General features: G+C 38.5%; 2 protein-coding genes. Both read left to right on the top strand.

All coding sequences use genetic code 11. The annotated features are described in order from the left end of the window. Positions 1-22 precede the first annotated feature (22 nt). Complete coding sequence (locus FC57_RS07175) at positions 23-712, top strand: YSIRK-type signal peptide-containing protein (protein ID WP_007125309.1); 690 nt, start codon at positions 23-25, stop codon at positions 710-712. After that, positions 709-17,376: an MBG domain-containing protein gene (locus tag FC57_RS07180; protein WP_007125310.1), complete on the top strand. Its 16,668-nt coding sequence runs from the start codon at positions 709-711 to the stop codon at positions 17,374-17,376. The genes FC57_RS07175 and FC57_RS07180 overlap by 4 nt, the downstream gene beginning before the upstream one ends. Positions 17,377-17,652: the final 276 nt, after the last annotated feature.

Below are 17,652 nucleotides of genomic sequence, written 5' to 3' on the forward strand. Positions count from 1 at the left end.
AGATTATGGAGGTAAACTGCTTATGTTTAATAAGTTACAAAGATATTCAATCAGAAAACTTACAATTGGTGCAGCTTCCGTTTTAATTGGTGTTACCTTTTTAGGTATCGATACAGAAATTGTGCATGCAGAGACAACTCCGACATCAGAAGAGACGATTACTGAACAAAATGAATCGCAAAGTGATGTAGAAAAAAATAATGCAGAGAATCATGAAACTAGTGATTCCCGCAAAGCCGGTGGCGGAGATACTGAACAAAATACTAATAACGAAAATAATAAAAAAATCGAGGTTGAAAAGGGAGATACTGTCGATGACAGCTCCCTTATTTTACGTACAGCAAAAGATGTAGATAAAACAACTCAGACTAACAAGAACAATAGTACTGAGAATAATCTAGAACAAGCCCAAAACAAAACAGGACAAAAATCTATCCAACCACCGTCAGAAGAACAAAATACTAACAACGAAAATAGTACTAAACAACAATCTACTAATACTAAGCAAATAGATTCTGTAACAAATAAAGCAGACGATCTTCAAAAGGATGTATCAGATTCTAAGACCGTACAGACTAAGACTGATGATCGAAAGCAAGATCAAAATCCAGATATTAAGGATATAAAGGATACTGCTGTTAAATCAGCTCCTGTAACTCTTGATTCTTTGACTAAAGCTTACACTGAGTTAGGAAAAAATTTGCTTCAATGAATGAGCAAGAACAGCATAATGCTTTGACTGACTTGAGGAAAAAGGTGAATCAGCTTTCAGTTGCTGATCAGATTAAATTGGCTAGTTTTATTGGAACAGATGAAAGTCGTTATAGTACAAGTCTTGATGATATTAACTGGAACGGTGTTGGATACCTAGCTGGTATTCACAAGACAGATCAGACTACAAGTGTGGATAATGACTTGGATCTTAGTGTGACGCAAAATGACTTTAACTTACATTCTAAAGAAGGACTCGCTTCAGGTTACTCATATAGTTTTGAATGGGCTAATCCAACTGCTTCTCACCAGTTTAATGATAAAGGCTATGTGCAACTTGGCATTAAAGGAACTTTAACTCATGCTGGTAGAACGGTTCAAACTAAGACTTGGACTTTTACCTTTCTTAAGAGGGGTATGAGTTATGCAGATTATTTTAATTCTGCAGATCAAAGTAAACTACAGGCTCTAACTCATGCTTTGGAGCCAAATTCAGTTCTAAATTCTGACCGTCAGTTAGCTGCTAGTCCACAAATTTTGACTAATATTACGGTTGATAACTGTTCATATAGTGGTCAAGAATTAGCTGATGCGGGTATTTTAAATAATATTAGATGGTCGGGAGTGCATAGAACGCCAGCTTCTTCAGAGGGAAAAGAAGAGTGGACACCAACTGCGGGGATTATTCTCCTATTTAGCGATAATTCAAGTACTGGTCAAATGAATGCATCGCTTACTATTCGTAGTACATTAGTCACAACAGCCATTTTTGCTACAACGCAGGGCAACAACACTTGGCACACTATTAATGTCGGTAATGGTATTGATGCGGGTAATGCAGTTAAAGGTGTTGGCAATGCAAGTCGATTAAGTATTTTCAGTCCAACTTATACTTGGTTAAAAGATATGCCTAATGTTACCCCTGGTATGACCGCGGCTCAGATAATTGCCAATCATAAATTAACGCAGGAAGATGTTAATAAGTTAGAAGCTGGTCCGCATACTTTATACGTATTAGTCTCATATACTGCTAAAGAATATCATAGTGGCGTAGCAAGTTCTCGTCCGGATGGTTATCAAATTGTTAAAATTAACGTTAATAGCTTAAATCAGATTATTCATGTTGAACCACATTCACCAGTCAATGTGCATGTTGGTCAATTAAGTTCTGATTTTGATACTGATTCAGCAGCTGATCATATGTCTGCTTGGTATATTGGTTTTGATGGTCAGAAGAAAGATTTAATTATTGATCCAGGTAAATTTGGACAAAGTAATTATCCAATTAAATCAATCATTTGGGATCAAAAGCCAGGTAGTTATGTTGATCCAACTACTCATCAATTAGATAATACTAAGGCATCAATTAAAGTTGTCTATGCTGATAGTGCATCGGATGAAGATGTAGATCAATCAATTATTACAATCGATCTGGATAAGGCAACAGCTAAAACTGGTTTGTCAATCAATGGTGGAGATACTGTTAATAACAGTGCTGACTCTGCTTTGCAAAGTAGCACTAGTGTTGATAGCTCTCAAATTACCAGATGGCAACCTAGTTATGAATGGGTTTATGATCAAAATGGTACAGCGCTTGATGCCAGTCACCAATATGACACTAAGTGGAACAAGAATCATACTTCCTTTACTGGATATGTGAAGGTAACTTACTACAAGGCTGATAGAGATGGTAATTTAGTACTAGAAAATAATCAAAAGGTTTATGACGGTTACCAAATTGTCCCAGTAAATATTAAGATTAAGTCAATGGCTGATCAGATGGGTGTGCAACTATATAATGACCTTGATTACATGAACTCACACCCAATTACTAATAAGGATGATATTGAACCTCAATATAAGTTGACTTGGGGATGCAACATTCAAGAAGTTCACTGGAAAGCTGGCGTTAGCCAAGCTACAATTGATAAATACATTCGCAGTGTTGATCGGTTTGAGACTGCATATGAGCATAGTTTTCCGGTTCAAACAATCCACACAGATTCGCAAGGGAATAAGTATTATGTTGTAGTTCCCGGTATGAAGATTTTGTTTACTGATGGTTCACAGCTGCATTATGGGACTGATACGACGCCAACAATTCCTACGCGTGTTTATCCACCAGAAAACAAAAACACGACTGTCCCAACCTTTGTTGCTAAAGATATGGGAGCATTTAACAGTACATCTGCTAAAGGCCAATTAACTAATTTAGCTGAGTCTCTATTGGGGACTTATAAGCAAGATTACTACTGGGTAGTTAAAGATAGCAGTGTTCATCAACATACCCTTGAAGGTATCCCTGTAACTGGTTACCGTGCTTTAAAAGACAGCGATATTGCTAGTGCTGGTACTAAGAGTGATATCTATGTTATGGTCAAGTACACCAAGGAACGTGGCAATGGTGAACCAGATGGCTACTACATGGTCAATGTGCCAATTAACTTAATTAGTGGTGTTTACACTGATCCACAAAGTAAGACTTTTGATAATCAAGCTGTTACGGCTGATCAGATTGTGAATGAATTGAAAAGTGGCACCATGACCTTAAAGATGTCAGATGGTACAGCTTTGGCGATTCCGAGTGATTTGTCTAGTGCAGATATTGAATGGCTTGATAGTACTGGTGGTCCGCTGACTGATGCACCAATTTATGCAGGTAGCTATAAGTTTGAACTTTCACTTACTGGTTTTAACAAATTAAAGAATGCTAATACTGGCAAGATTTTTGAAAATACGTCAATTGATTATACGATCAAGGTAGCACCAGTTTCTGTTACCCTGAATGGTAAGGGTGAACGTGATTACAACGGTCATGTTGTTTCCACTGATGATTTAAAGAATGATAGTAGTGATCCAATTAAAGTAATGTTTACATTTCCAGGTAACACTAGTGATAGTTATACTTTAGTTGATGGTGATTACAGTTGGTATACCAAAGATGGTAATAATTACGTTGCCTATAATAACAATCTTGCTGGCTCTAATGGTGCACCAACTGGTGTCGGTACTTACTATTTGAAGATCAATGATACTGGTAAGCAAAATATTCAAAATTGGCTGAGGAGTAAGTTAGGTGATAAGTACTTCAACAGTTTAAAGTGGTCTCCTAGTTCATTTAGTGATGATAACTACGCTTCATTTAAGATTAACCAAGAAAAGGTTAAGTTTATTTTAGGTGGAGAAAGTTCTGGCGTTTATATTGGTTCAGCTCAAGCTATTAATAATATTAAATCTTTTGACAAGGGTGGCAGTATTTACTTCAAGACTAATTATCCAGACTTCCAAAGTACTAATTTAGAAGCAGGCGATGTTGATTGGTACGATAGTTCAATGAATAAGTTGACTGGAGCCCCTACTGATGTTGGTACTTACTACATTAAGTTGAAAGATAGCGTGATTAGTGATCTTAAAAATAAACTAATTCAAGCTGCAGGTTATGGCTTAGACGGTACAACACAAAATATTACCTTTGAAGATAATGGAGTTGGTGGTCAAGCAACCTATAAGATCACTCCTTCATCAAATGTTGTAACTGTTTCTGGTACACAAACCAACGAATATAGTGGTAGCGAAATTAGTGTTGATTACCAAGCTGATGGAACTAACAGTGTCAAGGTTACTATTGCTAAGGCAACTGGTAATACTGATGGTAAAGTTGCAAGCTTGACCGGAGTTACATTAACTTCAGGCGACTTCAAGATTGTTGATAATCCAGCTATTAATGTTGGCGATTACCACATTGTTTTAACCGATGCTGGTTTGAATAAGATTAAGAACGCTTTAGGTAGCAACTACGACATCACTAATGACGGTACAAAGTATGGTACGTTAACTATCACTCCAGCTGAAGCTTCTGCAAAATTAGCAGGTTCTAACCATAAAGATTACGATGGCAGTGCTGTAACTTTAACCGAAGTTAACAGTAGCACCGGTGATATTGAAGTCGCATTGACATATCCTGGTTCAACTGCAGCTTCAACATACACGTTACATGCAGGGGACTACATCTGGTACAACGAAGATGGTTCTGAAGAATTAGCTAATAACGGAGCTGCTCCAACTAATGCCGGTACTTATACAATTAAATTAACTAACGCTGGAATCACTAATATTGAAAAAGCTATTAAGCAAAAGACTGATCCTAGTGGCGCAACTAAGTCTAATGTTAAATTTACTGATAAAGATGGCAACGGTACTATTCTCGGCTCAGCTAAATTTACTATTAATAAGCGTGCTTTAACTGATCTTACATTCTCTGGTTCAGATTCTAAGACTTATGATGGTAGCGTAGGTACGATTGATCCAGCCAAGGCTAAGAACTGGACAGCTACAGGTTTGCAAAACAATGAAACTTTGAATGTTAGTGGCTTAACTGCTGATGACTTTAAGTGGGAAAGCGGCTCTGCTCCAACAAACAAAGGTGATTACAATATTGTTTTGAGCCAAAATGGTATTAATAAGTTATTACAAAATAATAGTAATTACATCTTTAATTTAAATAGTGTTAAGATTGGCAGCCATGTAGTTTATACCATTAATCCTTCAAAGAACGTCGTAACTGTTTCTGGTACACAAACTAATGAATACACTGGTAGTGGAATTGGCGTTAATTACCAAGCTGATGGAACTAACAGTGTCAAAGTTACTATCGCTAAGGTAGCCGATAACACTGATGGTAAAGCTGCAAGTTTAACGGGAGTTACCTTAACTTCAGGCGATTTCAAGATTGTTAATGATAGTGGCAATGATGTAACGGCTATAAATGTTGGTGACTATCGCATTGTTTTAACTGATGCTGGATTAAATAAGATCAAGAATGCCTTAGGTAACAATTACGATATCACTGAAGCCAGTGATAAGTACGGTAAGTTAACTATCACTCCAGCTGCTCAAATCAACATTCATTATGTTGATGTAACTGGTATCGCTAATAGTGCCAATTATGCAAGTCAAGGTAAGACTATTGATAGTCAAGATAAGACTGTCACAAATGATCCAAATGCTGACTTCAGTTTGAGCGGTGTTTCAGATGCTTGGGACTACGGTAATGCAGATTGGGACTATGTAAGCAGCACTAATTTGACTAAGTTCCCTAACAATGGACAAACCACTACTGATGGCAACTACTACGTAGCTACTTACAATGTCTACTTAAAGGCAAAGGCTAATAATGATACTAAGACTTTGCATAAGACAGTTACCTATGTTGATGCAAATGGTAACCGTCTAGACGTAACTCAACCAACTGAAAGCAATTTAACTGTTACTAAGACCCACAATCGTGGTGAATTTAACAGTAATGGTTCAGCTAAGTATGTTTGGACAATTTCCAACTTAGATAAGACAAGCTTTGATACTCTTGACTTCCCAGCTACATTGACTATTAAGGGCAAAACTGCTTACTTGAATTTGGATAGTAGTCATTTTGCCTACTCGCCAAATACTGGTTCAGCAATTAAGATTACTACAGGATCTGATGGTCAAAAAGTTGTTACTCTTACTGCTGATCCTGATGCTGCTGATGGTACGATTTATAGCTTTACGCTTCCTTATGTAACGCCAGTAATTACGCTTTCTGGCTCTGGAACTAAGGTCTACGGCAGTGCAGATACACCAACTGTAAAGCCAGCTTGGGATGAACAAGGTTTGTTGCCAAGTACTTCACTTGATACAAGTGGTTTGGTAAATGCTGATGGCACATTTAAGAGTCAGTACTTCACTTGGTATTTGCAAGGTGCTAACAATAATTTAACTGAAATAACCGGAACACCAAAGAATGTTGGTACTTATGTCGTTAAATTGAATGCTGCTGGTTTGGCTAAATTGCAAGCTGACAATAGTAAGTATGCTGGTTTAACCAAGGATAACTTCAGCGGTTCAATGACTTACACCATTACCCAAGCTGATGCTACTGCAACCCTTGGTGGATCTAACAGTAAGACTTATGATGGAGCAGCTGTAACTTTAGATGAAATTAACAGTAGAAATGGTGACATCAAGGTAACAGTTAGCTTCCCAGGTGTTACTGATGCACAAAAGACGATCACTTTAACAGCCAACGATTACGTTTGGGATACGAGTGATGATCATGCACCAATTGATGCAAGTACCACACCTTACACGCTTAAATTAAGTATAACTGGTATTAGTCGGATTAAGAGCTTGATTGAATCTGAAGCTGGCTCCGGTACCGATGCACAAGGCAACGAAGTGTCGAACGTTAAGTTTGCTGAAAATGCTGTTGGTGGTTCTGCTGAGTTTACGATTAATGAAGGTACTGAAGATCGTTACATTCAATACCAATTTGTTGATGCTGATAAGAATGATTCAACAGTTGGTTCACCAGTTACTGTTTCAGGTAAAGCTGGTCAAAATGTCACAATTAGTGGATTAGATGTACCAACTCATTATGAATTGGCAACAGGTCAAACTATTCCAACAAGTATTACTTTCTTAGATCAATCAACTGATAGTGCTAAACCAACAGTTGTTCAAATTAAGTTGGTTCATCAACATGGTGAGACTACTCAATATGAGACTCGTCAGATTACTGTTCATTATGTTTATGGTGCTGGTGAACATGCTGGTCAAAAGGCCCATGATGATGCTGTTCTTGATGTTTACTACAAGAGAACTGGTGATACTGACTTAGTAACTAGCAAGATGGTTGATACAGCTCCATGGCTCTTTGACGGTAGTTACAATGCAGACGGATTTAGCAATGGCTATAAAGTTGTATCGGGAACTTGGACTTTGCCAACTTCATGGAATCCGGTTGAGGCTGAAGTACCAACAATAGATGGCTATAAAGCATACTTAAATGGTGACTGGACAAAGAATAAAGATGATAAACAATCTACTGTTCCAGCCAATAAGTTTGTCTTTCCAAGTTACAATAACCCTGGAACTTCAGATACGAGTTTGAATTCAACTGCATATACCGATGCAGCAACTATTTATGAAGCTACTCCAGAACATACAATTTACTATGTTCCAGCTGAACAAGTTGAAGGTCGAACAGTAACTGAACACTTCAAGAAATATGTCAGTGGCGACTTCAATGATCCAAATAGCTATACTGATGCAGATGTTGTAACTCTGCCAGATGGAACTAAGCAATCCTATGCTCAGATCAAAGTTTGGTATAAAAAGGATGCTACTGGTTTTGCAACCAATGGCAGTACCGATCCAAGTAAATGGAAAGCAACTTATGGCAGCTGGAAGTGGGATTCCACAGTTGGTGATGCATCTACACCAGGGTTTACCGTTATTTCTGGTAAAGGCTTATGGTCCGGTATTGCCAATGGTAGCGGTAACTCATGGGGGATTAGTTTTCCACCTTTAGATGGTTATAAAGCCATATCGTTAAAAGAAGACCTTAGCTATGGTAGCGGGACATTTGGTTCACCAATTAGTGGTGGATTTACTAATGCCACTGATCCGGCATGGTATTACCGGAATTCTTTGACTACCTTCTATATACCTAAGTCGTTATTAAGTAAAACTGTTACTAGAACGATTAAGATTACTAATCCGGATGGTACTGTTCGGTCTATTCCACAGAAAGTTACTTTTAATCGTGAAGCTCGATTAAATAATAATGACACAGTCGTTGTGCTTGGTGCCTTAAAGGATAATGTTTATCATTTCACTCCTGGTAATAATGTATGGAATTACAAATCAACTGATAGAGATGGCATTCCAACAGGTACCTGGGCTGAATATAACGTTACGAAGCCAGGGTACACCGCGCTTGTTGATGGAAATGTAGCGACAAGTGTTACTGAAGCAACAGTTACACCAGATACTGCTGATTCTACTGTTGACGTAACTTACATAAAGAATTCTGGAACGATCACCATTAGTCATGATGAAGTTGATCAAACTTACACTGGGAATGCTGCTGATACAGTTATTCCAAGTGGCATAACACATGACATTCAGAAGAGTAATAATCTTTTAACTTGGCCTACTGGTGCTGAAAATGTAACTCTTGATAGCAGCGACTTCTCATTTGCCAATACGAATGGCGATATTCTGACCGATAAGCCAGTAAATGTTGGAACTTACCATATTGTTTTGAATAAACAGGGTCTTGATAAATTTAAGAACCTTGATTCTAACTTTACTTGGAAGTATGATCCAAAGACTTCATATGTGGTTTACAAGATTACCAAAGCTACACCACATGTTGCTTTCCAAGGTACAGGTTCTAAGACTTATGACGGATCAGCTTTGAGTAGTTCTGATTACAGCACTCAAATTGGTTTAGCAATAACTGATGCACCAAACGCTGGTAATGATCCAATTAGTTTAACTGCTGGTACAGATTATGTATGGACTAAGGGTAGTCATAAATACACCACTGCACCTGTTGATGCTGGTGATTACACTATTGAATTAACTGATGCTGGTAAAAATAAGATCAAGGCAGCAACTGCTAATGGTGACAACCTTGATTGGGCTAATGCTGTTATTTCTGGTACTGGTACTTACACAATTAATAAGGCTGATGCCACTGTTAAGTTTGGTGGGGATGCTACTAAGACTTACGATGGTAGTGCAATTAGCAACTATCAATTTAGTTACAATCCAACTGATGGTTTTAATGCTCCAGGTACCACAAGTACCAATTTTGCTTTAACTGCTGGTACTGACTACGTTTGGTACCAGACCGATAGCGAAGGTCACAAGACTGGCTGTGCTTTAACAAATGCTCCTGTTAATGTTGGTAATTACATTGTTGAGTTAACAACCGCTGGTATTAATAAGATCAAAGATATTAATAGCAGCAACTTGAACTGGACATCTATTACTGGAAGCGGGAATTATGACATTACTCCAGCTTCAGCTACAGCTACGATTGCTGGTAGCGCAACCGTTACCTATACTGGTTCACCTGCCGTGATTGATTATGGTTCAGCTTCTAGTCCAAATTACACAGTCACATTAAGCAATAATCAACACTATACTTTACAAGCTGGTGATCTTGACTTTGTCGCTAACGATCACACTAATGCGAATAGCACCGGCTATGTTTTGAAATTAACTCAAGCTGGTTTGGATCACATCAAAGCAGCTGAAGGAACAACTAACAGCAACTACACTTGGACATTTGATAGCACTGGTTCAAGTGCCAAGTTGATCGTTAAGAAAGCTGACGCTACTTGGACATTATCTGGTGATAACAGCAGTCAATACACCAAGACTTATGATGGTCAGGATGTTTCAACAGCTGATACGGGTATGAAGGTAACGCTTGCTTACCCAGATCCAGCTGGTAACAGTCATGATTACTTATTTGACACTTCTGATTATGAAATCAAAAACGCTGCAGGTACTGTAGTTTCTGAAATGAAGAATGCTGGCACCTACACGATTAGCTTGACTGAAAGTGGCATTAATAAAATCAAAGCTGTTCAAGCTGATAATCTTAACTGGTCAGGTTCTGGTCAGATTACCGTCACAATCAATAAGAAGGCTTTAACTGATGTTTCCTTCTCTGGTTCAGATAGTAAGATGTACGATGGTACGGCAGGTGCAATTAATGCCGATAAGGCTGGAAACTGGCAAGCAACGGGTTTAGTTTCTGGTGAAAACTTCAATGCAACTGGCTTAACTGATGCTGACTTCAAGTGGGACGGTTCAACTCCAACTGATGCTGGTAGTTATGAGATCGTTTTGAACGATGATGGTTTGCACAAGCTGCAAGCAAATAACGCCAACTATGACTTTAGCAAGGTTACTGGTCATATTGCTTACACGATTGAGAAGGCTGATGCAACTTGGACTTTGTCTGGTGATAATAACAGTCAATACACCAAGACTTACGATGGTCAGGCTGTTTCAACGGCGGATATAGGCATGAAGGTAACGCTTGCTTACCCAGATCCAGCTGGCAGCAGTCATAATTACTCATTTGCAAGTACCGATTATGAAATCAAGGACTCTGCAGGTACTGTAGTTACTGAAATGAAGAATGCTGGTACCTACACGATTAGCTTGACCGAAAGTGACATCAATAAGATTAAGGCCATTCAAGCTGATAACCTTAACTGGTCAGGGTCTGGTCAAATCACGGTTAAAATCAATAAGAAGACCTTAACCGATGTTTCCTTCTCTGGTACAGATAGCAAGAAGTACGATGGTACAGCTGGAACAATCAATGTAGATAAAGCAGGTAACTGGCAAGCAACTGGTCTGATTAGTGGTGAAAGCTTTAACGCCACTGGCTTGACTAATGCCGACTTCAAGTGGGACGGGTCAACCCCAACTAATGCTGGTGATTACCAAATCATTTTGAATGATGATGGTTTACAAAAGCTACAGTCAATCAACGCTAACTATGACTTTAGCAAGGTAACTGGTCATATTGCCTACACAATTGAGAAGGCTAAGGCAACCATTAACTTGGCTGGTAGTCAAACTAAGGACTACAATGGTGAAGCTGGTACGATTGATGCATCTAACTTTACTCCAAGCGTAAAGACAGATAATGGAGTAGATTGGACGATTCCATCAACTACAACATTTGATAGCAATGACTTCATTTTTACCGATGATCAAGGCAATCAGATTACCGCACCTACAGCTCTTGGCGACTACCACGTTTACTTAAGCGCTAGTGGTTTGAACAAGATCAAGACTGATACTACTAACTATGATTGGGCTGATGGTTCTCTTGGTATTTACAAGATTCAAAAGAACAGTGATAGTACTGTTTCATTAACTGACGTTAGTGATGGTCAAAGTGAAACCTACAAGGGTTCTGCTTATGGCAATACTGATATTGATGTAAGTGACTACAAGCTGACTTTGCCAACTGGTTTCACTTACACCTTGCAAGCTAGCGATTTGGAATTTGTTCCAAGTACTGATGCCACAAATGTAGGTACTTACCATGTTGAGTTAAGTCAAGCAGGTAAAGATCACTTGAATGCCGCTGACCCAACACACTTTAGCTTCGACTTTAGCAAGTTCAATGCAGGTGAAGGTACGTTTAAGATTACGAAGGCTTCAGCTTCCGCAGCCTTCTTAGGTAACGGTAGCAAGACTTATGATGGCAATGCAATCAGTGGTTATGCACCAACGGTTTCAATTACCGCTCCAGGTGTTGTAGCTTCTGATAATCCTGCTTTGACTGCTGGTACAGACTATGTTTGGACCAAAGATGGTCACACTTACACTAGTGCTCCAGTAGATGCTGGCACTTACACAGTTGAATTAACTACTACTGGTAAGAACAAGATCAAGGAAGTCAACTCTGCTAACTTGACTTGGACTGATGCTGAAATTACAGGTACAGGAACTTATATCATTACCAAGGCTACGCCAACTGTTACTTTCCAAGGTGCAGGTTCTAAGACTTACAACGGTTCAGCTTTAAATACTTCTGATTACACCACTCAAGTTGGATTAGCAATCACTGATGCACCAAACGCTGGAGAAAATCCAATTAGTTTAACTGCTGGTATAGATTATGTTTGGACTAAGGATGGTCATACATACACTACTGCACCTGTTGATGCAGGTACTTACACCATTGAATTAACTACTAATGGTAAGAATAAGATTCATACCGCAACAGCGAATGGCGATAATCTTGATTGGCGTAATGCGGTTATTTCCGGTACAGGAACTTACAAGATTACCGAAGTAGCCGCAACTGCTAATTTGTCAGGAGAAAATAATCGTGACTACAATGGCTCAGCTGTTTCAACTGCTGATTTGAACAACGGTGGCAATATCACAGTAACGATTGCTATTCCAAATAGTACCAAGACCATTTCTTACACTTTGCAAGATGATGATTACACTTGGACAGCTGGTTCTGCACCAACTGATCAAGGTAGCTACACTTTGTCATTGAATAAAGCTAACGTATTGGCACACTTGAAAGCTCAGATCGCTGCAGATTCAACTTGGAAAGGCAACGTAGGTATTATTGCTTCTGCTTTGAGTGGTACCGCAACATTTACGGTTAATAAGAAAGCTGCCACAGTTTCATTAACTGGATCTACTACTGTTACTTACGATGGCAATCAAGTTGAAACACCGCTTGCTCAATTGAAAGACAAGATTAGTGGTACTGATTTAGTAAGTGGTCAAAGCTTAGACCTTTCAGGTTTAACTGCTGACGACTTTGATTGGTATGATGCATCTGGTGATAAGCTGAATAATGCACCAACTGATCATGGTACTTACACAATTAAGTTGAACACAGCTGGCTTTGCTACCTTAAAGAATAAGAATACTAATTACAGTCTTTCTATTAAAGACGACCAAAATAGCTATAGTTATGAAATTAAGCAAGCTAAAGGTTCAGTAGCCTTAGATGGTTCACGGACTATCACTTTTGGTACTGCTGATCCAGATTACTACAAGCATTACAGTGTCACATTAACTACTGATCCAACTGCAATTCATGGCTTTACACCAAGTTATACTTTGCAAGCTGGCGATCTAGAATTCTCTAGCGACAATGGACGTACTTGGAGTACTTCTGTTCCAACAACCGTTGATACTTACCAAGTTAAGTTAAGCGATGCTGGACGCAACAATCTTATTGCTGCTAACAAGGATAACGGTAATATTGACTGGCCAGCTAATAGCTTCACTGGCATTAAGACTTATATTATTGAAGCTGCTACTGCAACTGCTGCCTTAGGTGGTAACGCAAATATGACTTATGATGGTCAAGTTGCTGAGTTGAGCAACGTTAATAGTGGAAGTATCCAAGTTAATGTCACGATTCCAGGAACTACTGGTAATCATACTTACACTTTGCAAACTGGCGATTACACTTGGAACACGACCGGACGTGTAGCTCCAACTGATGCTGGTGATTACACAATTTCCTTTGACTTGACTGCAACTGGTAAGGCTCACTTAAAGAACTTTATCGATGGCATCGCAGGTGCAGGTAATGTAGATATTCCAGCTAGTGTTACTGGCACTGCCGACTTCAAGATTAAGCAATTAGCAATTACCGTTAATGAGGGCAATTCTGATGAAAAGACTTACGACAGTAATCCTGCTTCAATTAGTCTTGATACTTTGAAGAATAGTTTGAGCGGTAGTGGTTTAGTAAGTGGTCAAAACTTAGACACAAGTACTTTGACTGCAAGTGACTTTGATTGGTACCAAGGCACAACTAAGTTAACTGGTGCCCCAAGTGATGCTGGTGATTACACTATTAAGTTGAATGCTCATGGTTTACAAGCATTGCAAACTGCCAATAAGAATTACAGCTTCTCTGCAATAACTGGTGACTATGACTACACGATTAATCAGGCCAATGCCACAATTAAGCTTGATGAAGCAACTAACCAGCAAACAGCAACTTGGGATGGTAATAATATCAGCTTAGATTTAACTAAGTTCCAACCATCTATTACAACTGATAATAGTCACCAAGCAACAATTGATTTACCAAGTACTTTAACTTTGACTGCTGGTGACTATCAAATTACCCAAGATGGCACAGTTAAGACGCCTAAGGAACCTGGAACCTATACAGTTAAATTGACTGAACAAGGCTGGCAAAAAGTTCGGGATGCAATTACTGGTCATGATAATTACAACTGGAAGTCGACTGGCTCAGGTAAGTTGATCATTAATAAAGCTACTGCAACAGCTAAGCTAAGTGGTTCAGGCTCGGTTACTTATACTGGTTCCATCGCTCAGATTCCATATCCTGGTAGTTATGAAATTACTTTGAGTAATGGTGAACGCTATATAGTTCAGTTTGGTGATCTTGAATTTATTTCAGGAAATAATCCAGTTAATGTTGGCGATTATAGAGTTAAATTATCTAATGCTGGTTTGCGTCATATCTCTGAAGTAGAAGGTAATCATTATGATTATACGTATGATAATAGTACAGCTATTTTAAGTATTACTCCTGCTTCTGCTACTGCAACACTTGAGGGTACTGGTCAGCATGATTATGACGGTTCTGTTGCTTCCTTGAGTGAAGGTCGCTATAGTGTAGAATTAAGTAATGGTATGACTTACAATCTTCAACCAGGTGATTATACTTGGGCAACTGGCACAGTTCCAATTGCTGCTGGTACGTACAATATTAGTTTAACAACGCAAGGTAAGAATCATATTAATGCTTTGACAACTGTTGGCACTACAAATAATTATGATTGGACATTTGCATCAAATGCTAACTTTAAGGTTGCTCAAATGCCGGTAACTATTACTGTTTCTAACAATGGTCGCAACGGACAAAGTGTTGTTTATGGTCAGCCAATGACAATTGATCCAAGTCATTATCAAGTTATTATTACAACTGAAGATGGTCGGACTTTAACTGGTTGGACTCCTTTAGCTGGTGACCTCCAATTTGAGGGAGCTACTCCAGTTAATGTTGGGGATCAATATAAGGTCATTTTATCAGAACAAGGTATGCGAGGTATTAAGGCAGAATTTGGTATAAGAAATTATACTTACAAGAAGACTGGTAATGGTAACTTCACTGTAACGCCAGCTAAAGCAACCATCACTTTAATTGGTGATGATAATATGATTTACAGTGGTAACCCTGCAGGTCTAAATGCAAGTAAGTACAGATTAACTTTGCCTAGTGGATTTACTCATACATTGACGAATAGTGATTTACAATTTATTGATGCTAGAGGCAATCAGATTGATCCGCCAACTAATGTTGGTGACTATCATGTTGCTTTAACAACCACCACATTAAATGCAATTGAGGCTCTGGATGGTAATAATGGTAAGAACTATGAGTGGACAATTAAGCAAAACAGAGCCACTTACGAAATCAATAGGGCTTCAGAAATTATTATTCATTACCGCGATGTTAATGATGATAATGAACCAGAAAGTGGTTGGACAAGTACATCAGGTAAAGCTCTTGATCATGATCAAATTGTAGTCGGTACAGCTGGTGGTAGATTCAACTTGAATTCAGTCGGAGGTAAGTGGAATTACGTAGCTGCTTACTATGTCTTAGCTGGACAAAATGGTGTGAACTCTTTCCCAATTACTGGTGATATATCAAGTGATGGTAACTACTATGTAGGTAATTACTACGTTTACTTGAAACACTACATTGCAGAAACTGATAATCAACTACCAGGATCTGAAGCTTTGGTAAAGACTTTCACGAGAAAGATTGTTTACCGTGGTACTAAGGACGACGGTAGAACTTATCAACATGCATATGGTTCTCCAACAGGTAGTTATGAGTACACTCAGACTGTAGTCTTTAAACGTAAGGCTTATGAGGATATGGTAACCAAACAAATTATTGGCTATACCGACTGGACTAGTGATCAGCCAGAATTTGAGTCTGTTGTTTCTAAGCGACCTAAGGACTTAACTTACAACTATATTGATAAGCCAGTTGTAGCCAGTCTAATAGTTAATCCTGAATCAACCAAAACTTATCTAGGAACAATAGTTGTAACATATCGTTATAGCGAAATTTATAACAGAACTTATGCTGTAACAGTTAATTACGTTGATGAGAACGGTCAAAAGATTAAAGATTCAACGATAACCGATAACTATCCGGATGATTCAGAGTATCAGACTATTTATCCAACTACAATTACTACTTCTAATGGTCAGACTTATGAATTCGAAAAAATTTCTCCACATAGTGATTGGCCAAATGGTAAAATTGATGCGGCGGATGTGGAAGTAACTTATGTTTATAAATTGAGACAACCGACGGACATTAAGCATCTGGTAACTGTTTATTATATTGATAAGGATGGCATGCCAATCAGACCACAAATTAGTTTGCCAGAAGAGTTTAAACCAGGTGAGTCATATGATGTTTCTGGTTATGAAACTGCAATAATTTATTATAATGGTGAAGAATATAGCTTTAAGGATGTTAAACGTGGTGATCAGCCAAATGGTAAAATCGCTAACAGCGATGTAACCGTAACCTTTATTTATCAGAAAATTTCAGATACGGATGAGTTCAAGGTTACGATTAACTATGTCGATGAGGATGGCAACGCCATCAAAGATCCGGTAATTGATAGTATGATTGATGGTGCTCACTATGATGTAACAGACTATAAGCCAGCTGAGGTCCAGTTTAACGGTCGGATTTATAGGTTCGATAAAGTTTTGGCTGGTAGTGATCCGGAAAATGGTACAATCCAAGATCGTGATGTAGTAATAACTTATGTTTATAGGTTAACTGATGGCATTGTGATAGGGCCAGCTCCAGCGCCTCAGCCGGGAGAAGAGCTAAAACTAAAACCTCAATCAGCACCACAAGCGCCAGAGGTGCCGCAGGCTCCTACAGAGTCAGTACCAATTAAAGAATTAAAGCAGTCGACGTATGAGTTAACAAGACAGATTCCAATAGAACCGCAACAACCGATAAATAATAAGTATGAGCTAGCTCACTCACCACAGAAGTTTTCTAACAAAAAATCAACCAGAAAGGAAAATATCGTTAACCGTGCTCCCAAGAATAAGGTCTTGAATAATATGCCTAAGCAACCTGTAGTACCTGCAGTCAATGTAGTGAAGAAGACGCAAAGTAAGGATACTTTGCCACAAACAGGTGAGAAGCAAAATCAAGTAGGTTTGTTTGGTTTGATTGCCCTTTCATTTACAAGTATTATGTCCTTTTTGGGAATAGATCATAAGAAGAAAAAGAAATAAAGGAGGGTTAATAAGTAGTTTATTGAAATAAATGTTTAGTGGAAAAGCCACTAGGGGTAAAATAAAATGCGTTAGGATTTTGAAATATTGGCTCTTTGTCAAACACCCTAAAGTATAAAGGTAGATAGAAAGATGACGATGTTTTTATCTACCTTTTTTCTTATACTTAGATTGAGGTTGAGGTCGACAACAGAATGGAATATTGAATTCGACTGTCAAACGGGCCCATAAATATTTATTTTCAATCAAACTAGATTAAGGGTGTGGATCTCAGAG

The sequence above is a fragment of the Lactobacillus ultunensis DSM 16047 genome, assembly GCF_001436305.1.
GTDB classification, from domain to species: domain Bacteria; phylum Bacillota; class Bacilli; order Lactobacillales; family Lactobacillaceae; genus Lactobacillus; species Lactobacillus ultunensis.

What these genes read in the sequence shown, in the direction of transcription:
- FC57_RS07175 (WP_007125309.1), top strand. Translation starts at nt 23, where the DNA reads ATGTTTAATAAGTTACAAAGATATTCAATCAGAAAACTTACAATTGGT.
- FC57_RS07180 (WP_007125310.1), top strand. Translation starts at nt 709, where the DNA reads ATGAATGAGCAAGAACAGCATAATGCTTTGACTGACTTGAGGAAAAAG.